This window comes from Olleya sp. UBA1516 (assembly GCF_002323495.1).
In the GTDB taxonomy this organism is placed as follows: domain Bacteria; phylum Bacteroidota; class Bacteroidia; order Flavobacteriales; family Flavobacteriaceae; genus Olleya.
The window spans coordinates 226,550-246,383 of sequence record NZ_DCQO01000016.1; the positions used below are offsets into that span (position 1 = coordinate 226,550).

A 19,834-nucleotide genomic window follows, 5' to 3' on the forward strand; every position below is an offset into this window, starting at 1 on the left:
TCCTTTTTTTGCTGCCATAAATGGCAAAAAAAGATATAACGGACAGCCTGACCCTTGTGGTAACGCCCAAATTTTTATAATGAAAAAAAGAATTCTTGTTGCACCTTTAAATTGGGGAATTGGTCATGCGACGCGATGCATACCTATTATTAATGCCTTGATTGAAGCGGGTTTTGAGCCTATTATTGCTAGTGATGGTCAAGCGTTAGATTTGCTTAAAAAAGAATTTGAGAGTGTGACGTGCCTTACATTACCTGCTTATAATGTTAAATATGCCAAATCTAAAACATGGTTTAAATGGTTAATGCTTTGGCAATTACCTAAAATTAAAAAAGCGATAAAAAAAGAACATCGCGCGACACAAAAAATTATTACGGACTATAATATTAAGGGTATTATATCTGACAACAGAATGGGTGTATTGTCCAAAACGGTACCTTCTGTATTTATAACGCACCAATTAAATGTGTTAAGTGGAAGCACTACTAAATTAAGTACTTATTTTCATGATCACTATTTAAAGGCTTTTGATGAATGTTGGATTCCGGATTTTGAAAACCAACCTAATTTAAGCGGAAACCTTGGTCATAATTTTAAAAACAAAGGTTTAAACATAAAGTACATTGGTCCTTTAAGTCGGTTAGAAAAAATTAAGGTTAAGCCGAAGTATGATATCATGGTTTTGTTGTCTGGACCAGAGCCACAACGCACTATATTAGAAGAAAAACTACTATCTGATTTAATTAACTATAAAGGAAAGGTGATGTTTGTTAGAGGAAAAATTGAAGCAGAACAGACCGTTATGTTGGAATCTCCTTTTACGATTTACAATTTTATGCAAACCGAAGAATTGCAACAGGCACTTAATAAAAGTGAACTTGTGGTGTCTAGATCTGGTTATACAACTATTATGGATTTGGCCAAGTTGGGTAAACAAGCGTTTTTTATACCAACACCTGGACAATTTGAGCAAGAGTATTTAGCTGACTATCTAAACAACCAAGGGATTATTGCTAGTTGTAGTCAGGAAGATTTTACTTTAAAACAATTGGAACGTGTGACTGCCTATTCTGGTTTTAAGGCTTTTAATAACACCATTGATTTTAAGGGGTTGTTTTTGCTTTTTCAAGGGTAAAAGAAAACTCGCTACCAATATTAAACTCGCTTTCTACATAAATTTTTTCGTCATGAGCTTCAATAATATGTTTAACTATTGCTAGTCCAAGACCAGAACCACCTTCTTTACGTGATCCACTTTTATCGACTCTGTAAAAACGCTCAAACAATCTAGAGATGTGTTTTTTCTCAATCCCTTCTCCATTGTCTGTTACTCTGACAATGACTTTGTTTTTAATTAGTTTTTCTATACTAATTTCGGTCGTTCCTTTTTCGCGTCCATATTTAATAGAATTAACAATCAAGTTGGTCAAAACTTGTTGTATACGCTCTTCATCGCCTTTTACCATTATTGGATACTTGTAATCCATATCAAAGGTTAAGGTAATTTTTTTCTTGGCTGCCTTCATTTCTAAAAGCTCAAAAACGCTTTGCACTAGCTCCACAATATCAAAAGTATCGACGTTTAGACTTAAATCTCCAACTTCAAGTTTGGTTATCATGTCTAAATCCTTAACAATATAGATTAGTCGCTCCACACCTTTATTGGCTCTTTCTAGATATTTTTCAGCTACATTTTTGTCATTCATAGCACCATCTAACAATGTTTCTAGATAGCCTTGTACTGTAAATAATGGTGTTTTAAGCTCGTGAGAAATATTACCCATAAACTCCTTACGGTATTCTTCTCTTACTTTAAGTGTTTCAATTTCTAGTTTTTTGTTTTTAGCATATTGGTCTATCTGTTTGGTCAGCGTAGCCATGTCTGTAGTGATGCTTTTTTTACTAAAACTAACTGCTTCTAAAAGGGTAAGATCTTTGTAAATTTTGTTAATACGTTTATAGATAAATTTTTCTACCCTAAACTGTGTTATTAAAAACGAGACGCTAAAGGTTGCGAAAGCAAAAAGCACCAATTGTCCTACGTCCACAATATAAAACGTATATAAAAACAAACCCATAAAAAGGGTTAGGAAGATTGTTATTAAAAACGAGGTTTTTAATGCAAACTTGTAAGTCTTTTTTAACTTCAAATTATTCTACAAATTTATAACCAACACCTTTGACGGTTTTAAAACTGTCATCGCCAATTTTTTCTCGTAGTTTTCTTATATGTACGTCAATTGTACGTCCACCAACAACGACTTCGTTACCCCAAACACGATCTAAAATATCTTCTCTTTTAAAGACTTTATTAGGTTTAGAGGCTAATAAAGATAATAATTCAAATTCTTTTCTTGGTAAAATAATCTCGTCACCATCCAGAATAATTTTATATTCCTCTCTATTAATTACCAGGTTACCAATGGTCATTAAAGACTTACTAGTTTCTTCTGCTTTTAAACGACGTAACAATGCTTTAACCTTACTAACCAATACTTTTGGCTTAATAGGCTTAGTAATATAATCATCTGCTCCTGCATCAAATCCAGCCACTTGCGAATAATCTTCTCCTCTGGCTGTTAAAAACGTAATAAGCGATGCGCTTAATTCTGGGATTTTTCTGATAGCTTCACATGCTTCAATACCATCCATTTCTGGCATCATCACATCTAGAATAATAAGCTGTGGCTTTTCTTTTTTAGCTTTTTTGACTGCTTCTAATCCGTTTTTAGCTGTAACTACTTGATAGCCTTCATTAGTTAAATTATAACCTACAATTTCTAAAATGTCTGGCTCATCATCCACTAAAAGGATTTTAATGTCTTTTTTATTCATGTGTCTATTATATGTGTTTTTTTTATCTATCACATGGTATTTCAATAGGCAGTCAATTATTTAAAACAACCTGATGTTGTAAAATTTTTATGGACTTTACTATTGAATTACATAATGGTTATATTAATGTAAAGATAAAACTATTACTAAAAGATTTAATTTTTAAATGATTAATAACATTAAGATAACATGCTAAATTAATCTAAAAAAATATAATAGACGCATAATCAGTCTTTAACTACAAATCTGATAACCAAAGCATTAAAATGATGTTATTTTAACATTAAGAAGCAGGATAGCATTATTAATAGTTGGGTTAAGTCAATTTTCTGTGTATCTTTATTGCCTAATTTTATATCCATTAATTATGAAAAAACTTTACTTTTTAATTACTTTATTTACAGCAACTGCCTCTTTTGGACAAGAGTTATTGGTGAATGGAGATTTTGAAACTTGGACAGACCCAACAACACCTACTTCTTATGAGCTTATTCAGAGTGTTGAGCAAGAATCTACTGAAGTACACACAGGTACTTTTGCTGCTAAACACACAGGAGGTACTAGCAAAATCAGTCAAACCGTAACTGGAATTACAGCTGGAACATCTTATACAATATCCCTGTGGTACAAAATAGATGGTGCTTTTGGAGATGGTACTGATGCAAGAATCTGGAGTTACTGGAAAGCTGGAAGTAGTAACATTTCAGATAATGCCAATGAATTAAGAGGACCAAATAATGCTTATTTTGATGCTAACGGAAACCAGTGGACAGAATACACTGTCACTCTTACTGCTCCTGCAACCGCAGATACGTTTTATTTTGAAGTTAGAACTTATGGAAGCGCTGTAGTATATTGGGATGATTTTTCAGTTTTCCAAGAATCTACCGCTGTTCCTACACTAGGAGTTACATCTCCAAACGATGGTGACAATGTTGCTGGACCTGACGTAAATGTAGAGCTAAGTGTACAAAACTTTGTAGTAGCAAATGGAACTGGTGATGGTCACATACACTATACTGTTGATGGTGGATCTGTTGTAATGAAATACGATACTGACCCAATCTTATTAACAGGACTATCAACTGGAGAACACACTATTGACTTACAATTGGTAGATAATAGTCACATGCCACTAGCTACACCTGTAATAGCAACAACTACTTTTAATGTTTATGAAGTACAAGCTTTACCTCACACAGAAAGTTTTGATTATACAGCTGGTGAAACTATTGCAGAGCAAGATGCTTGGACAAACTACTTTTCTGGTGATGATGCCTTAGTTGAAACAGGAAGTTTAACTTATCCTGGAATAACAGCTGCAGGTAACTCCATGTCTTTTGATGGGTCTGGAGCAGATCCAGTTGTTGATTATACACCTACCAATGCAGGAAAAATTTATGCTTCTTTTATGTTACAAGTTACTGCATTAGATGCTGCTGCTGCTGATGGTTATTTTGCTGTATTAAGGACTGACTCCGGAAGTTACGAATCTAGACTATGGATAACACCTACTGGAGCAACAACTTACAGAGTAGGTATTAGTAATGGTGGTACATTAACACAAATTGTACCTACAGATTTAAATGTTGGCGACACAGCTTTTATTGTCTTTAATTATGACATAGATAATGACACTGTAAGTGCATGGGTAAATCCAGTATTAGGAGGTGTAGAACCTGCTGCAGACGCTACCGAAGCTTCTGGAAGTACAGGTAATACTTTTTCTCAATTTTTAATTCGTCAAGATAGTGCAACTGAAACACCATTTATCGTAATGGATGAATTAAGAATAGCAACAACATGGAGTGAAGCCTCTTTAACAACTCAAGAATTTAACACAACTGCAAACTTTAACATCTATCCAAATCCAACAAATACAGGCTTTGTAAACATTACAACTAAAGCAAATACTGCTGTTAATGTTACTGTATATGATATATTAGGAAAGCAAGTTTTATCTAAAACGCTTAACAACAACACATTAGATGTTACAAGCTTAACAACTGGTGTTTATATATTAAAATTAAACCAAAACGGAACCTCTACCACTAAGCGATTAATAGTAGAATAATCCCATATTAAGGTATTGTTAAAAGAGTTATCTGTTATCAGATAACTCTTTTTTTTTGTATAGATTTGATGCTAAATTTAACAACACATTTATATGAAAAAAATTTACTTTTTACTTTTTACTTTAACTAGCGTCTTTACTGCAAGTGCTCAACTTCAAGCAGGAGATATAGCCTTTACTGGTTATAACTCTGATGCGCCAGATAGTTTTTCTTTTGTAACTTTTGTAGATATGCCTGCAGGAACCCAAATAGAATTTACTGACAATGGTTGGCAAGCAGCAGGAGGTTTTAGAGCGAATGAAGGAACATTTATATGGACATCTCCTAATAGTGTTTTAACAGCTGGTACAGTTGTGACATTTACTGATATTGCAGCTGATGCGGTAACACACGGAACATACACAAATAGTAATGTTAATTTGTCTGCAAGTGGTGACCAAGTTTTTGCTTATGACCCAGGTAATGTACCTAATGGAACTAATGTCTCTGGTTTTTATGCTGGTATACAAATGAATGGTGATTGGAACCCAGATTCAACAAGTTCTAACACATCTGCATTACCAAGTACTGCTAATGCAAACTTTATAGCTTTAGACCCAGAAGCAGATAGTGGTGTTTATGATTGCTCAACTACTACTGGAGATGTAGATACATTAAAAGCTGCTATAAATAATCCTGCTAATTGGATTACTAGTCAAGCTTATCAAAACCTAACAGCTTGTACATTTGTTATTCCAACATTATCAACAACAACTTTTAAACAATCAGAATTTACAGTATTCCCTAATCCAACGTCTAACGGATTTGTAAATATCAAAACTGCAAACAATCAGCCAGTAGCTGTTGTTGCTTATGATGTTTTAGGAAAGCAAGTATTAAACACAAAATTAACGACTAGTCGTTTAAACGTGTCTAATTTAAAAGCTGGCGTTTACATTTTAAAATTAACGCAAAATGGAGCGACTACTACTAAAAAATTAGTAATAGAATAAGTTTTATTATACCTCACAAAAAAAGCGTTGCAATAGCAACGCTTTTTTTATTTTATATACTTTTGTGTTTTACAATTTCATGACTACGACTAAGGACATTTTTACAATTACAACTCCTGATCAGTTTAAGGCAAAAGCCTTAGAGGTGTTTCGTTTTCAGTTTGAAAACAATACAATCTATCGTTCGTTTTGCGACTTACTGTATATTAATCCAAGTGATATCTCAGACTTGCATGAGATTCCGTTTTTACCCATACAATTTTTTAAATCTCATCAGGTATTAAGTACAACTAACCCTATTGAAACTACTTTTTCAAGTAGTGGTACTACAGGACAAATTACCAGTAAGCATTTGGTATCTGACTTAAGCGTGTATGAAACTAGTTTTAAATTAGGCTTTAAGCATTTTTATGGTAATGTAAAAGATTATACCATTTTGGCCTTATTACCTAATTATTTAGAACGCGAAGGCTCCTCTTTAGTTTACATGGTAGACCATTTAATTAAAGATTCCAATAAACCAAAAAGTGGTTTTTACTTAAATAATTTAGACCAATTAAAGGACACACTAATTGCATTGGATCAAGCAGAAGAAAACGTATTACTTATTGGTGTATCCTTTGCACTTTTAGATTTAATAGACCTGCACACTTTTAACCTTAAACATACTATTGTTATGGAAACTGGCGGTATGAAAGGACGTCGTAAAGAAGTGATTAGAGAAGAGTTACACAACACCTTAAAAGCAGGTTTTGGTGTGGATGCAATCCATAGCGAGTATGGTATGACCGAGTTATTAAGCCAAGCATACTCCAAAGGACATGGTATTTTTAACTGTCCACCTTGGATGCGTATTTTAACTAGAGATACTGAGGATGCATTAACCGTTTTTAATAGTCCAAAAACTGGTGGTATTAATGTTATTGATTTGGCAAATATAAATTCTTGTAGTTTTATTGCGACTCAAGATTTAGGTAAAGTGCATGATAATGAGGACTTTGAAATTATTGGTCGCTTTGATAATAGTGATATTAGAGGCTGTAATTTAATGGTATTGTAAGGACTTTAAAAAAGATACGACCAACCTAATATGAAAAAGAGAAATTAGTTTTTGGTTGGTTAACTGATTTCATAAAAAAAGCCTGCTTATTTTAAGCAGGCTTTATTATTTAATATAGTATTTGAGATTTACAACCTCAGCAATTTTTTAGATAGCTTTAATAATAAAGGTTGTTTTTTTACCTCTGTTAATTACAATATACTTATCGTTAATTAAATCGTCTTTAGTAATCGTGTAATCCTCTGTTACTTTATCCTTGTTTACAGACACCGAGTTTTCTTTTAATGCACGACGTGCTTCTCCATTACTGGCTAAAAAATCAGTTTCGGCAGCTAATGCAGCAATCATGTCTAAACCAGCTTCGATTTTGTCCATAGACACTTCGGCTTGTGGCACACCTTCAAAAACATCTAAAAATAAATTTTCGTTTAGCTGCTTAATTTCATTTTTAAAATCTTTACTAAACAATATTCCTGATGCTTTTTCAGCATTTTCTAATTCTTCTTTACTATGTACAAAAGTAGTTACCTCTTCTGCTAATCGTTTTTGTAAGGCTCTAAAACCTGGATTTTCTTTATGTTCTGCAATTAAAGCGTCAATGGTATCTTTATTTAAAAAGGTAAAAATTTTGATGTACTTCTCTGCATCTTCGTCAGAACTATTTAACCAAAACTGGTAGAATTTGTATACACTAGTTTTATCTGCAGTTAGCCAAACATTACCACCTTCGCTTTTACCAAATTTACTTCCATCTGCTTTTGTTATTAATGGACAGGTCATCGCGTAAGCTTTAGCTGTGTCATCACCTACAGTCATACGTCTTACCAACTCTGTTCCTGTGGTAATGTTTCCCCATTGATCACTTCCACCCATTTGTAATTTACAATTTAGGTGTTTATATAAATGGTAAAAATCGTATCCTTGGATTAATTGGTAAGTAAACTCTGTAAAACTCATACCTATACTACCTTCTTCTCCAGAAAAACGTTTTTTAACGCTATCCTTAGCCATCATGTAATTTACAGTAATACGTTTACCAACATCACGCGCAAAATCTATAAATGAAAACGATTTCATCCAATCATAATTATTAACTAAAACTGGTGCGTTTTTATCGCTAGAGTTAAAGTCTAAAAAATGAGACAACACAGACTTAATACCTGCTACGTTATGGTTAAGTGTGGCTTCGTCCAATAAATTACGCTCGTCACTTTTTCCAGAAGGGTCACCAATCATACCTGTTGCTCCACCAACTAAAGCTACGGGTTTATGTCCTGCTTTTTTTAAATGTACTAGCAATATTATTGGTACTAAACTACCTATGTGTAACGAGTCTGATGTTGGGTCAAAACCAATATAGGCTGTGGTCATCTCTTTATCCAGTTGCGCTTCGGTTCCTGGCATGATATCGTGTACCATCCCTCTCCATCTTAATTCTTCTACAAATGCATTAGCCATTTTAGTGTGGTTTTATTATTGAAGACGCAAAGATAAAAATCGTGCCATAAACTACATACAATATCTAATATTTATTACCTTAGAGGTATGATTTTAGTTACAGGAGGAACAGGCTTGGTTGGTGCACACTTATTGTTTAATTTATTAAATGAAAACCAATCTGTACGTGCTATTTATAGAAATGAAAAAAAGTTTGAAACCGTTAAACGCATTTTTAGCTATTATACTGACACACCTGATGTCCCTTTTAGCAAAATTGATTGGGTAAAAGCCGATTTAAACGATATACCAGATTTAACTGAAGCTTTTAATGGCATTACCCATGTTTATCATTGTGCTGCTTTTGTATCTTTTGAACCTAATAAGTTTGAACTGCTTAGAAAAACTAATATTGAAGGGACAGCAAATATTGTTAACCTATGTTTATCTAATCAGGTAAAAAAACTATGTTATGTCAGCTCCATAGCTGCTATTGGTACACCAACTAATAATGCACAATTAATTACTGAAGATACGGATTGGAATCAGGAATTTGACAATAGTGTTTATGCTATTACCAAGTATGGTGCAGAGCTTGAAGTTTGGCGTGGTACACAAGAAGGCTTAGATGCTGTTATTGTAAATCCTGGAATTATAATTGGTCCTGGAATATGGAATTATGGTAGTGGATCGCTTATTACTGTGGTAAATAAAGGCATGTCCTATTACACTACAGGAAGTACAGGTTACGTGGATGTTAATGATGTTGTAAGTTGTATGGTTACACTTATGAAAAGCAACATTATTAATGAACGCTACATATTGGTATCTGAAAACTTAAGCTTTAAAGACTTTATTTACAAAACTGCCAACTACTTAAATGTCGTCCCTCCAAAAAAGAAAGCCACAAAACTACTATTAGCTTTAGGTTGGCGATTGGATTGGATAAAACAGAAACTGACAGGTAAACGACGCTTGTTGTCTAAACAAACAGCACATTCGGCTTTGTCACAAAGTCAATTTAGTAATAGTAAAATTACAACTGCTATAGATTATAATTTTACAAGTATAGACACTAGTTTAAAACAAACTACTTTGGCGTTTGCACGCGATCAAGTTTTTGTTTAACTGTTTCTTTTAATTCTTTTTGTTTGATTTTGTCTTCCTTTTTCTCTTCGGTTTTATAAAAAGTTCTTAAACTTTCTAGACTATCTCTAACATCCTTGTATATTTGAGAATACTCATCTATGTCATATGCATAGTAGTTATTACTGTCTGCAAATATGGTGCTGTCAATTTTATGTTTTCTGTAAACAAATGTATCAGGTACTATCCCTTTATTTTCTAGCTCGCGTTTATTAATTCCTTTAGCAGAAGACACTAATGCTAATTCTACCAGAACATCTACCATTTTATCCTTACTCATTAAATTTTCAGGTTTTTTTGGTTTTTCAATTCCGTAACAAGACACAAATAACAAGGTTATAAATATGTATATTACAATGCTCTGTTTTAACATAACTATCTATTAAAGGTTAAACGTTGTGCGTAGTTAGTATCATAAAACTTAAAGTTTTTATATGCTAAACCACCATTTACAAACGTATGGGTAATCCTAGATTTAAATGTTGTACCCTCAAAAGGAGACCATCCACATTTATATAAAATATTATCCTTTTTAACAGTCCAAGGGTTGTTTAAATCTACAACCACTAGGTCTGCAAAATAGCCCTCTCTGATATATCCACGTTTTTCTACTTCAAATAAAATAGCTGGATTATGGCAAAATTTTTCTACAATCTTCTCAATAGAGATATCACCATCATGATACATTTCTAGCAATGCTGGTAGTGCATGTTGTACTAAAGGACCTCCAGATGGTGCAGATGTGTATACGTTTGATTTTTCTTCAAAGGTATGTGGTGCATGGTCTGTAGCAATAACGTCTATCTTGTCATCTAACAAGGCCTTTAGTAGTTGCTCGCGATCTTTTTCGGTTTTAACCGCAGGATTCCACTTAATTAGCGTGCCTTTATCGTCATAATCTTTATCGCTAAACCACAGGTGATGTATACAAACCTCTGCAGTAATTTTTTTATCTTTTAAAGGTACTTTATTGTCAAACAATTCGGTTTCCTTACCTGTAGATAAATGAAACACATGTAAACGTGCTCCTGTTTTTTTGGCTAATTCTATAGCTTTAGAAGAAGAAATATAACATGCTTCCTCACTTCTAATTATAGGATGAAAATTTACAGGAATATCATCTCCATAGCGTTCCTTATAAATATCTAAGTTTTTTTGGATGGTTACTTCGTCCTCACAATGCACAGAAATTAATAAATCTGTACTGTTAAATATTTTTTCTAAAACCTCTGGATTATCAACAAGCATATTACCTGTTGACGATCCTAAAAATAGTTTTAGACCTGCAACTTCCTTTTTATTTACTTTTAAAATTTCTTCTAAATTATCATTAGTACCACCAAACATAAAGGAATAGTTAGCCCAAGATTTTTTAGCAGCAATTGCAAATTTCTCGTCTAGCTTTTCAATAGTTGTTGTTTGTGGGTTGGTGTTTGGCATCTCGATAAAAGAGGTAATTCCACCAGCAATAGCAGCTCTAGACTCTGTCTCTATATTTGCTTTGTGCGTTAATCCTGGTTCTCTAAAATGCACTTGATCATCAATTGCTCCTGGAATGACATATTTACCCTCTGCGTCAAAAACATTAACATCTGCAGATTTTGGGCTAATAGAATGGTCTATTTTTGTAATAAACTGACCTTCGATTAATATATCACCATTAAAAATTGTGCCTTCATTAACGATTTTTGCATTTTTAATAAGTGTCTTCTTGTTTTGCATTATTAATTGGATTTGAATAAACTTTTAATTTTCATACTTATAACACCAAATATAGCTTCGGATATAATACTTGAGCTTAATTTGGATTCTCCTTTTGTTCTGTCAGTAAATATGACTGGGACTTCTACTAATTTAAACTTTTTTAAATACGCCTTAAATTTCATTTCTATTTGAAACGCGTAGCCAACAAACTTTATTTGATCTAAATTTAGTTGCTCTAAAACCTGTCTTTTGTAACATATAAAACCTGCTGTAGCGTCTTTAACACGCATACCTGTAATTAATCTTACATAAATAGAAGCACCATAAGACAATATTACACGACCTAGAGGCCAATTGACTACATTGACACCTTTTACATAACGTGACCCTATGGCTAAGTCTGCATTGTCTAAACGACAAGCGTCATACAAACGTATTAAATCTGTTGGGTTATGAGAAAAATCTGCATCCATCTCAAAAATATATTGGTATTGTTTATTTAAAGCCCATTTAAAACCATGTATATACGCAGTACCTAACCCAGATTTTTCTTTTCTAACTTCTAAAAATAGCTGATTGTCAAACTCTGCTTGTAATGCTTTAACCTTAACAGCGGTTTGATCTGGCGAATTATCGTCCACCACTAATACATCAAATGCTTTAGGAAGCGCAAACACTGCACTTAAAATAGCTTCTATATTCTCAATTTCGTTGTATGTTGGTATTATAACAACAGCGTCTTGCATCAATACTAATTAAAATTTAGGCAAATGTACATTTTTATAAAATTACTTAATTATAAAAATTACTTAATTATTAGGCGATTTACTATTAAAAAATAATAATTTTATGCCATGCTAAGAGACCTATATACTGTAGATATTTTAACCCTAACTTTTATAGGTTGCCTAATTATTGTAGCGCTATCTAAGACATTATTTACTAAAAGGTTTAATGAGTTTATCTTACTACTATTTAACTCCAGACATACTAACCTATATATAAAGGAACAGCGCTTTTTTGATTTATTTGAAGGTTTGCTGTTTTTAAACTTTATACTAAACTTAGGACTTTTACTGCATACCTATTTAAATGAGCAATCCTTAAATAAATTACCACAATTAGACGTCTTTAAATACGCTTTACTTATTGGGTTATTTTTAATATTAAAGGTGCTTTTTGAAAGATTATTATCAAGCGTATTGGATATAGAGCCTATTATAGATAAATATATTTTTGAAAAAACTAGCTTTCAAAACTTTGTAGGATTAGTACTTCTACCAATAAATGCTTTACTAATCTATACTTTAACACCTAACCAAACCCTATTAATTACACTGCTTACCATCCTTTTAGCTTTGCAATTTTTTGGCTTGTTTTTATTTATTAAGAATAATCTTAATGTCTTTAGAAAGAGCTTGTTTTATTTTATTTTGTATCTTTGCACTCTCGAAATTGCACCTTATGTTGTTTTATATAAAATTATAACAACTAATTGGGTCTAAATAAAATTATACAACTTATGAAAGTGAAAACGATTTTAGTCTCGCAACCGGAACCTAAAATAGAAAATTCGCCTTATTTTGATCTCTCTGAAAAGCAGAAAGTAAAAATTGATTTTAGACCTTTTATTCATGTAGAAGGTGTGCCATCCAAAGATATCAGACAACAAAAAGTTGATTTAAAAAATTACACTGCTATTATTTTAACTAGTAGAAATGCTGTTGATCACTTTTTTAGAGTGGCTGAAGAAATGCGTTTTAAAGTGCCAGATTCTTTAAAATATTTTTGTCAATCTGAAGCAGTTGCTTACTATTTACAAAAATATGTAGTGTACAGAAAGCGTAAAATTTATGTTGGTAAGCGTAATTTTGCAGACTTATCACCTTTAATAAAAAAATATAAAGACGAAAAGTTTTTGTTACCTACAACAGACAAATTAAAGCCTGAGGTACCAGAAACTTTAAACGCATTAAATATTGACTGGAAAGAAGCTGTGTTTTATAAAACAGTTATTAGTGACTTATCAGATTTAGAAAATGTGACTTATGACATTTTAGTATTTTTTAGTCCTAGTGGTATCGAGTCTTTATTCCACAACTTTCCGGAATTTAAACAAAACGATACTAGAATTGCTGTTTTTGGTAACACGACCATTAAAGCTGTTGAAGAAAAAGGATTGCGTGTAGACATTGCTGCACCAACACCTGAAACACCATCTATGACTATGGCACTTCAAAAATATATTGACAAAGTTAATAAAGGTAAATAAACCTTAATCTACTATAAATTAAAAGCGCCAATTGAAATTTTCAATTGGCGCTTTTTTTATTAACACTTTATCTATTACTATTCAGCGTAACGTTGTGGTCCACCACGTCTAATTTCTTCGCTTGCATAAGATTCAAATTTCTCAAAATTCTCTCTAAAAGCATTAGCTAGTTTAAAAGCTGTTTTATAATATTCTTTATCGTTTTTCCAAGTTGATCTTGGGCTTAACACCTCATCAGGTACACCTGGACAAGTTCTAGGTTGTGCTACACCAAATACAGAATGGATGTGATAATCTTTATAGTTATACAATCCTAAATCTCCATTAAGCACTGCACTAATCATAGCACGCGTATATTTTAACTTAATTCTGCTTCCTACTCCGTAAGACCCTCCAGTCCAACCTGTGTTAATCAACCACACGTTTACGTTAGCATCTTTCATTTTTTTACTTAACATCTCAGCGTATTTTGTTGGATGTAAAGGCATAAAAGGCGCTCCAAAACATGCCGAAAAACTTGGTACTGGCTCAGTAATTCCAGCTTCGGTACCTGCTACTTTTGCAGTATAACCAGATATAAAATGGAAAGCAGCTTGAGCTGGTGTTAGTTTAGATATTGGAGGCAATACTCCAAAAGCATCTGCTGTTAAAAAGAAAATGTTTTTAGGATTCTCTCCTGTAGATGGTACTCTAATATTTTCAATATGATGTATTGGATAACTTACACGCGTATTTTGCGTAATAGAAGTATCTTCAAAATCTACCTCTCCTTTATCATTCATGATAACGTTTTCTAGGATTGCTCCTTTTTTAATCGCACCAAAAATTTCTGGTTCTTGCTCTCCTGATAAGTTAATCACTTTAGCGTAACAACCACCTTCAAAGTTAAACACAGTATTCTCTGCAGTCCAACCATGCTCATCATCTCCAATTAAGCTTCTGTCAGGATCTGTAGATAATGTTGTTTTTCCTGTTCCTGATAATCCAAAGAAAATTGCTGTGTCACCATCCTTACCAACATTTGCACTACAGTGCATTGGTAATGTATTTTTATAAACTGGTAAAATAAAGTTTAGTGCAGAGAAGATTCCTTTTTTGATTTCTCCTGTGTAACCTGTACCACCAATTAAAGCAATTTTTCTAGTAAAATCTAAAATAGCAAAGTTATGCTGACGTGTACCATCAACTTCTGGATCTGCCATAAAACCTGGAGCGTTAACTACAGTCCATTCTGGAGTAAAATCTTTTAACTCTTCTTCAGTTGGTCTTAAAAACATATTGTAAGCAAACATGTTACTCCATGGATACTCATTTATAACACGAATGTTTAGTTTGTAGTCTTCATCAGCACAAGCAAAACTGTCTCTAACAAAAACCTCTTTGTTAGATAAGTAATCTGTTACTTTATCGTATAGTTTTTGAAACTTATCAGCATCAAAAGGAATGTTGATATTTCCCCACCACACTTTATCTTCAGTAATACTGTCTTTTACAATAAAACGGTCCATTGGAGAACGTCCTGTAAACTCGCCTGTATTTACTGCTAAAGCTCCTGAAGAGGCTACTTTACCTTGACCTTTTTCTAGAGTTTCCTCTTGTAATTGATCTGGTGTTAATTGATATTTTACTTGGGCATTTTTGATTCCGTATTGTTCCAACGCAATCGTTTTCGTAAATTGGGTATGGTCTACCATAATTTGTGTGTGTTGTGTATGTGTTGTTTGAGTTGCAAAGTTAAAATTATTACACTAGAAACGCCAAACAAATACTAATTATTCTGTTTGATCTTTAAAATATTTATCAACAGGATACCCCATGACAAGATTAATAGTAAACCTCCTATTGGTGTCACAAACGCTATCGATTTAAAATTAAAAGCAGTTAATGTGTTAGTTGCTAATCCGTAAATAGATCCGGAAAACAAAATTATACCTGACAAAACCAAATAATAAATTATTGTTTTAGATTTTAAGGTCACCAAATTATGACTCCCAACGACTAACAACAATAACGCATGATACATTTGGTAGCGCACACCAGTTTCGTAACTTTGGACTGCTTCTGCAGACACTAAAGCTTTTAATCCATGTGCGCCAAAAGCACCTAAAACAACACTTAATAATCCCAAAATAGTTCCTAAAAGTAATAGCTTCTTATTCATATAAATACTTCATTTTCGTTTTTATCCCAATTAAAATTTTCTACATTCGTAGTTCAAAAATACTCAACAAATCCCATTATGCGAAAGATATTAGTCATAGGTTCCGGAAAATCAACCTCGTACCTTATTAAATACTTACTAGATAAATCAGAAACCGAAAAATTACATATTACAGTTGGTGACCTAAATGTTGAGAGCGCAAAAATAATGATTAGCAATCATACTAACGCCTCGGCAATAAGTTTAGATGTATTTGATCCAGCATCTAGAGAGCAAGCTATAAAAGCTGCAGATATCGTGGTGTCCATGCTACCAGCAAGATTCCATATAGAAGTTGCAAAAGATTGTATTACTTTTAATAAAAGTATGGTCACAGCGTCTTATGTAAGTGATGAAATGCAAGCTTTAGATCAAGAGGCTAAAGACAAAGGATTAGTCTTTATGAACGAGATTGGTGTAGACCCAGGACTAGATCATATGAGTGCCATGCAAGTTATTGATGGTATTCGTGATAAAGGCGGAAAAATCATATTATTCGAGTCCTTTACTGGTGGATTAGTAGCTCCAGAAAGTGATAACAATTTATGGAATTACAAATTTACTTGGAATCCAAGAAATGTAGTCACAGCAGGACAAGGTGGTGCAGCCAAATTTTTACAAGAAAACACATACAAATACATACCTTACAACCGCTTATTTAGACGTACCGAATTTTTAGACGTTGACGGGTTTGGACGCTTTGAAGCTTACGCTAATCGCGACTCATTAAAATACCAAAGCGTATATAATCTTGACAATGTAAAAACATTATATCGTGGGACGATGCGTCGTGTTGGATTTTCCAGAGCTTGGCAAGTCTTTGTAGCATTAGGCATGACAGACGATAGTTATACTATAGATGATAGTGAGAATATGACCTATCGCGACTTTGTAAACGCCTTTTTACCTTACAGCCCAACAGACTCTGTTGAGCTTAAATTTAGACACGCCTTAAAAATAGATCAAGATGATATTATTTGGGACAAGTTTTTAGAGCTAGACCTGTTTAGCAAAACTAAAATGGTCGAACTTAAAAAAGCAACGCCTGCTCAAATATTACAAAAAATATTACTAGACAGCTGGACGTTAGACCCTAAAGATAAGGACATGATTGTCATGTACCATAAATTTGGTTATGAGCTTGATGGTAAAAAACACCAAATAGACTCTACAATGGTGACCCTTGGCGAAGACCAAACTTACACAGCTATGGCAAAAACCGTAGGACTTCCTGTGGCAATTGCAACATTAGCCATATTAAATGGTAAGATTACAACTCCAGGCGTACAAATACCAATTACAAAAGAAGTCTACACTCCAATTCTAGAAGAATTAAAAGATTACGGAATTACTTTTAAAGAAACCGAAGTCCCATATTTAGGCTACAACCCATTAAACGTTTAATTTTTGGGCATTACCACACAACACTTGCAAGGTTTTAATTAACCTTGTAAGTATTGCTTAGGTCAGGCTGTACATTATATCTTTTTTGCTTTTAATGGCAAAAAAGGATGCCATTTCCATCCTTAATGCGTGTAAAAACAAAGTCTTAATTACACCACGTTACAATTTAAAATAGATTGTTTAAATTTATCTTTTAAATTTTAACCTATTTCAACTTGAAAACTACAAACAATAACATTACTATAGATGGTATCGATAAAAAGATACTTCGTGCTTTAATGCAAGATGCCAGAACACCTGTTTTAGAAATCGCACGTCAAGTCGGCATCTCTGGAGCTGCCATACACCAACGCTTAAGAAAACTAGAAAAATCTAAATTAATAGCAGGCTCTAAATTTGTTATTAATCCAAAAGTTTTAGGTTATACCACTATGGCATTTGTAGGCATTTATTTAGACAAAGCCATGAGTAATCCGGAAGCAGTTAAACAATTAAAAAAAATACCCGAAGTTTTAGAGTGTCATTACACCACAGGAAACTGGAGTATATTAATAAAAATACTATGTAAGGACAACGAGCATTTAATGCATTTACTAAACAATGATATACAATCCATTGCTGGTGTTTCTAGAACAGAAACCTTTATATCTCTAGACCAACAAATAGAACGACAAATAAAAATATAAAAAAAGCGCCTTCAAAAAGGCGCTTTTTTTATGTATTTCTAAATTACTAAATTATTCTATAATTATCTTTTTAAGAAGATTTCCTTTTTCTGAAACTACAGTAATAAAATACAATCCAGAAGCTAAATCTGTACTTAAATCTAAAATAGCATTTGTTGAGCTATTATTTAAATCTATTGTTTTAATTAAACGTCCATTAATATCTGTAACATTAACAGCCTTTAAATTAACTCCGATGTTTTTAATAGTCATTAATCCATTAGAAGGATTTGGATATATAGATAACACATTATTTAAATCAAATACATCTGTACTTAGTGTCAAACCAGGAATAAAATCTATAGCATCTAAGGCCAATTGCTCTGCTCCAGAATTAGAAGAAAACTCAATTACCAATTGTGCTTTGCACGCTGCATTAGCAGATAAATCTGCAGACAATAATTGCCAAGACCCTTGCAAACCTGGTAAATCATCAATACCATTAGTTTCTGTAGTGGTATCAATTAACGTAAGCGCTGGTGAAGCACAATCTGAAAATTGAATAGTCACTCTAAAAAAGTCTAAAATATCCCAATTAGTATCATCTAAAAAATATTGCATACTAAACTGTGGATTAGATCCTACTAAATCAACTTGGTCAAAAGTCATAGTAACTGTACCATCAACATCATCCATAAAAAAAGCTTGCGTCCCTTCTGGTGGCGCAAAACCTAATTCTGATTGGACAGAGGCTGCTGTAGCAACACCAAAATAATCTCCATCAGAGAAACCTACAGGACCATTAGGTGTTGTTGGATCTAATACAATAGAGTATCCTAATGTTGAACCAGAACTTGCCTCAGTAACATATACCAAACCGCAATTGGCATTATAATTAGTTAATGTATGTGCTGTTGTAGTATTTGTATCAAAATATTGACACGCATTACTTACAGCGTTAAATGTTACACCTGGAGTGTTTTCAAAACCATTGCCTACTTGTGACATGATTAATGAGGGTAACAAAAAAATCAATGATAGTAGTTTATTTTTCATAATATATAAATTAATAGCATAACAAATTTAACATATTGATTGACACCATATAATAATTTTTGATATTAATTTTAAAAATAGTTTTACAACCAACAAACAACTATAGAACAGCAAATTACAAGTTAATTAAACCTTGTTAAATTTAAGTTTAGACGTAAAAAAAGCACCTAAATTTTAGGTGCTTTTTTTTTAATATTTACTGGTATAATTTTTAGTCTCTTGACATAAATATTCTAAGGATATACCAAAATAGCAACATTAAAGATGCAAATAAACCTAATGCTGCAGGTATATAATCTTCAGTTGTGTATTTATCTTTAATCTGAGACGTTTGGTATAAAATAGATCCTCCTGCTAATAAACACATCCCAACAGAAAACCATAAACCTAGTGTAAATCCACCAAAAAGTGATCCAGCAACAATTAACCCTAAAGCTATAAAGCCACCAATAGTTAAACCTGCTTTTAAAAACGAAAAATCTGTTTTAGTCATCATTACTACAGCAGTTAAACCTGTAAATAACGCTAATGTTACCAATGCTGCTTGCTGTAACATCTCTGGACCAGAATCCATGTAAAAAGCTGCAATGTATATCATTGGCACAAAAATAACAGCCTGAGCTAATATATATAATGCATAAGCTAAATACTGTTTATTTTTATCGGCAGTTTTCATTGCTGTACTTTCAGCATAAGTTGTGACTAACATAAAACCTCCAAGTAGTAATAACCACTTATAACCTTCTGTCATAGACAACATAAACTCTACAACAGTTTGGCTTTGTAAAAGTAGGTATTCAAATAAAATAAATACTAATACACCTACAGCAACATGACCATACGTTTTTTTATAAAATGCAACTCTATCTGCTTCAGATGCCACATTTACTAATGTATTCCCTTGATAATTGTCAAACGAATTTTCTAAATTATTTTCCATTATTATTGATTAAATTATTGGTTGCTCAAATGTAAAAAAAAGAAAAAC

Annotated in this window: 19 protein-coding genes; 9 read left to right on the forward strand and 10 right to left on the reverse strand. The window is 32.8% G+C overall.

All coding sequences use genetic code 11. From position 1 onward, the window contains the following. Positions 1-79 precede the first annotated feature (79 nt). The gene (locus B2989_RS10090) at positions 80-1,135 is read left to right on the forward strand and encodes a glycosyltransferase (RefSeq protein WP_292948029.1); all 1,056 of its coding nucleotides are present in this window, start codon (positions 80-82) and stop codon (positions 1,133-1,135) included. Here B2989_RS10090 and B2989_RS10095 read toward each other — a convergent pair. Together B2989_RS10095 and B2989_RS10100 are read right to left on the reverse strand one after the other, a co-directional pair. Next, positions 1,104-2,078 carry a sensor histidine kinase gene (locus B2989_RS10095; RefSeq protein WP_292948030.1) on the reverse strand — a complete coding sequence of 325 codons (975 nt, stop codon included), beginning with the start codon at positions 2,076-2,078 and terminating at the stop codon, positions 1,104-1,106. The genes B2989_RS10090 and B2989_RS10095 overlap by 32 nt on opposite strands. A 73-nt stretch (positions 2,079-2,151) precedes the next feature. Then, complete coding sequence (locus B2989_RS10100) at positions 2,152-2,835, reverse strand: response regulator transcription factor (protein WP_145004123.1); 684 nt, start codon at positions 2,833-2,835, stop codon at positions 2,152-2,154. A gap of 367 nt (positions 2,836-3,202) precedes the next feature. Between B2989_RS10100 and B2989_RS10105 the strand changes: the two genes are divergently transcribed. The 3 genes from B2989_RS10105 to B2989_RS10115 all read left to right on the forward strand — a co-directional run bounded on the left by B2989_RS10105 (position 3,203) and on the right by B2989_RS10115 (position 6,962). Further along, positions 3,203-4,909 carry a DUF6130 family protein gene (locus B2989_RS10105; RefSeq protein ID WP_292948031.1) on the forward strand — a complete coding sequence of 569 codons (1,707 nt, stop codon included), beginning with the start codon at positions 3,203-3,205 and terminating at the stop codon, positions 4,907-4,909. Between the two features lie 93 nt (positions 4,910-5,002). Continuing rightward, on the forward strand, positions 5,003-5,902 hold the full coding sequence (locus B2989_RS10110; protein ID WP_292948032.1) for a T9SS type A sorting domain-containing protein: 900 nt from the start codon (positions 5,003-5,005) through the stop codon (positions 5,900-5,902). 79 nt (positions 5,903-5,981) lie between these two features. Then, entirely contained in the window at positions 5,982-6,962 is a 981-nt protein-coding gene (locus B2989_RS10115; RefSeq protein ID WP_292948033.1) for an acyl transferase, read from the forward strand. Positions 6,963-7,109: 147 nt separating this feature from the next. Here B2989_RS10115 and tyrS read toward each other — a convergent pair whose 3' ends face one another. After that, positions 7,110-8,420, reverse strand: a complete 1,311-nt coding sequence (gene tyrS, locus B2989_RS10120; RefSeq protein ID WP_292948034.1) for a tyrosine--tRNA ligase — start codon at positions 8,418-8,420, stop codon at positions 7,110-7,112. Between the two features lie 87 nt (positions 8,421-8,507). Between tyrS and B2989_RS10125 the strand changes: the two genes are divergently transcribed. Then, the gene (locus B2989_RS10125) at positions 8,508-9,527 is read left to right on the forward strand and encodes an NAD-dependent epimerase/dehydratase family protein (protein WP_292948036.1); all 1,020 of its coding nucleotides are present in this window, start codon (positions 8,508-8,510) and stop codon (positions 9,525-9,527) included. Here the strand turns inward: B2989_RS10125 and B2989_RS10130 are convergent. From B2989_RS10130 to B2989_RS10140, 3 genes are read right to left on the reverse strand one after another with little or no spacing between them, the layout of a single operon-like run. After that, complete coding sequence (locus B2989_RS10130; protein WP_292948038.1) at positions 9,490-9,918, reverse strand: DUF4296 domain-containing protein; 429 nt, start codon at positions 9,916-9,918, stop codon at positions 9,490-9,492. The genes B2989_RS10125 and B2989_RS10130 overlap by 38 nt on opposite strands. 2 nt (positions 9,919-9,920) lie before the next feature. Then, entirely contained in the window at positions 9,921-11,267 is a 1,347-nt protein-coding gene (locus B2989_RS10135) for a dihydroorotase (protein WP_292948040.1), read from the reverse strand. A 2-nt stretch (positions 11,268-11,269) separates the two neighbouring features. Beyond that, complete coding sequence (locus B2989_RS10140; protein WP_292948042.1) at positions 11,270-11,995, reverse strand: polyprenol monophosphomannose synthase; 726 nt, start codon at positions 11,993-11,995, stop codon at positions 11,270-11,272. A 108-nt stretch (positions 11,996-12,103) separates the two neighbouring features. Between B2989_RS10140 and B2989_RS10145 the strand changes: the two genes are divergently transcribed. Continuing rightward, positions 12,104-12,754 carry a DUF4271 domain-containing protein gene (locus B2989_RS10145; RefSeq protein WP_292948044.1) on the forward strand — a complete coding sequence of 217 codons (651 nt, stop codon included), beginning with the start codon at positions 12,104-12,106 and terminating at the stop codon, positions 12,752-12,754. A gap of 17 nt (positions 12,755-12,771) precedes the next feature. Then, the gene (locus B2989_RS10150) at positions 12,772-13,521 is read left to right on the forward strand and encodes a uroporphyrinogen-III synthase (RefSeq protein ID WP_145004153.1); all 750 of its coding nucleotides are present in this window, start codon (positions 12,772-12,774) and stop codon (positions 13,519-13,521) included. A 77-nt stretch (positions 13,522-13,598) separates the two neighbouring features. On the opposite strand, the gene pckA is transcribed toward B2989_RS10150, so the two are convergent. Next, positions 13,599-15,215: a phosphoenolpyruvate carboxykinase (ATP) gene (pckA, locus tag B2989_RS10155; RefSeq protein ID WP_292948047.1), complete on the reverse strand. Its 1,617-nt coding sequence runs from the start codon at positions 15,213-15,215 to the stop codon at positions 13,599-13,601. Positions 15,216-15,289: 74 nt separating this feature from the next. Then, positions 15,290-15,682, reverse strand: coding sequence for a DUF423 domain-containing protein (locus B2989_RS10160; protein WP_292948049.1), 393 nt, complete (start codon positions 15,680-15,682; stop codon positions 15,290-15,292). Positions 15,683-15,760: 78 nt separating this feature from the next. Here B2989_RS10160 and B2989_RS10165 point away from each other — a divergent pair, with 78 nt between their 5' ends. Both B2989_RS10165 and B2989_RS10170 read left to right on the forward strand, forming a co-directional pair. Then, complete coding sequence (locus B2989_RS10165) at positions 15,761-17,125, forward strand: saccharopine dehydrogenase family protein (protein ID WP_292948051.1); 1,365 nt, start codon at positions 15,761-15,763, stop codon at positions 17,123-17,125. A gap of 215 nt (positions 17,126-17,340) precedes the next feature. Next, complete coding sequence (locus tag B2989_RS10170) at positions 17,341-17,811, forward strand: Lrp/AsnC family transcriptional regulator (protein WP_028283223.1); 471 nt, start codon at positions 17,341-17,343, stop codon at positions 17,809-17,811. Positions 17,812-17,862: 51 nt separating this feature from the next. Here the strand turns inward: B2989_RS10170 and B2989_RS10175 are convergent, their stop codons facing one another. Together B2989_RS10175 and B2989_RS10180 are read right to left on the reverse strand one after the other, a co-directional pair. Next, positions 17,863-18,798, reverse strand: coding sequence for a T9SS type A sorting domain-containing protein (locus B2989_RS10175; RefSeq protein ID WP_292948054.1), 936 nt, complete (start codon positions 18,796-18,798; stop codon positions 17,863-17,865). A gap of 259 nt (positions 18,799-19,057) precedes the next feature. Continuing rightward, positions 19,058-19,786 (reverse strand): Bax inhibitor-1/YccA family protein, encoded by a 729-nt coding sequence (locus tag B2989_RS10180; protein ID WP_292948056.1) that lies wholly within the window; start codon positions 19,784-19,786, stop codon positions 19,058-19,060. Positions 19,787-19,834: the final 48 nt, after the last annotated feature.

Coding starts and splice junctions, on each gene's coding strand:
- B2989_RS10090 (WP_292948029.1), top strand. CDS start 80: ATGAAAAAAAGAATTCTTGTTGCACCTTTAAATTGGGGAATTGGTCAT.
- B2989_RS10095 (WP_292948030.1), bottom strand. CDS start 2,078: ATGGGTTTGTTTTTATATACGTTTTATATTGTGGACGTAGGACAATTG.
- B2989_RS10100 (WP_145004123.1), bottom strand. CDS start 2,835: ATGAATAAAAAAGACATTAAAATCCTTTTAGTGGATGATGAGCCAGAC.
- B2989_RS10105 (WP_292948031.1), top strand. CDS start 3,203: ATGAAAAAACTTTACTTTTTAATTACTTTATTTACAGCAACTGCCTCT.
- B2989_RS10110 (WP_292948032.1), top strand. CDS start 5,003: ATGAAAAAAATTTACTTTTTACTTTTTACTTTAACTAGCGTCTTTACT.
- B2989_RS10115 (WP_292948033.1), top strand. CDS start 5,982: ATGACTACGACTAAGGACATTTTTACAATTACAACTCCTGATCAGTTT.
- tyrS (WP_292948034.1), bottom strand. CDS start 8,420: ATGGCTAATGCATTTGTAGAAGAATTAAGATGGAGAGGGATGGTACAC.
- B2989_RS10125 (WP_292948036.1), top strand. CDS start 8,508: ATGATTTTAGTTACAGGAGGAACAGGCTTGGTTGGTGCACACTTATTG.
- B2989_RS10130 (WP_292948038.1), bottom strand. CDS start 9,918: ATGTTAAAACAGAGCATTGTAATATACATATTTATAACCTTGTTATTT.
- B2989_RS10135 (WP_292948040.1), bottom strand. CDS start 11,267: ATGCAAAACAAGAAGACACTTATTAAAAATGCAAAAATCGTTAATGAA.
- B2989_RS10140 (WP_292948042.1), bottom strand. CDS start 11,995: ATGCAAGACGCTGTTGTTATAATACCAACATACAACGAAATTGAGAAT.
- B2989_RS10145 (WP_292948044.1), top strand. CDS start 12,104: ATGCTAAGAGACCTATATACTGTAGATATTTTAACCCTAACTTTTATA.
- B2989_RS10150 (WP_145004153.1), top strand. CDS start 12,772: ATGAAAGTGAAAACGATTTTAGTCTCGCAACCGGAACCTAAAATAGAA.
- pckA (WP_292948047.1), bottom strand. CDS start 15,215: ATGGTAGACCATACCCAATTTACGAAAACGATTGCGTTGGAACAATAC.
- B2989_RS10160 (WP_292948049.1), bottom strand. CDS start 15,682: ATGAATAAGAAGCTATTACTTTTAGGAACTATTTTGGGATTATTAAGT.
- B2989_RS10165 (WP_292948051.1), top strand. CDS start 15,761: ATGCGAAAGATATTAGTCATAGGTTCCGGAAAATCAACCTCGTACCTT.
- B2989_RS10175 (WP_292948054.1), bottom strand. CDS start 18,798: ATGTCACAAGTAGGCAATGGTTTTGAAAACACTCCAGGTGTAACATTT.
- B2989_RS10180 (WP_292948056.1), bottom strand. CDS start 19,786: ATGGAAAATAATTTAGAAAATTCGTTTGACAATTATCAAGGGAATACA.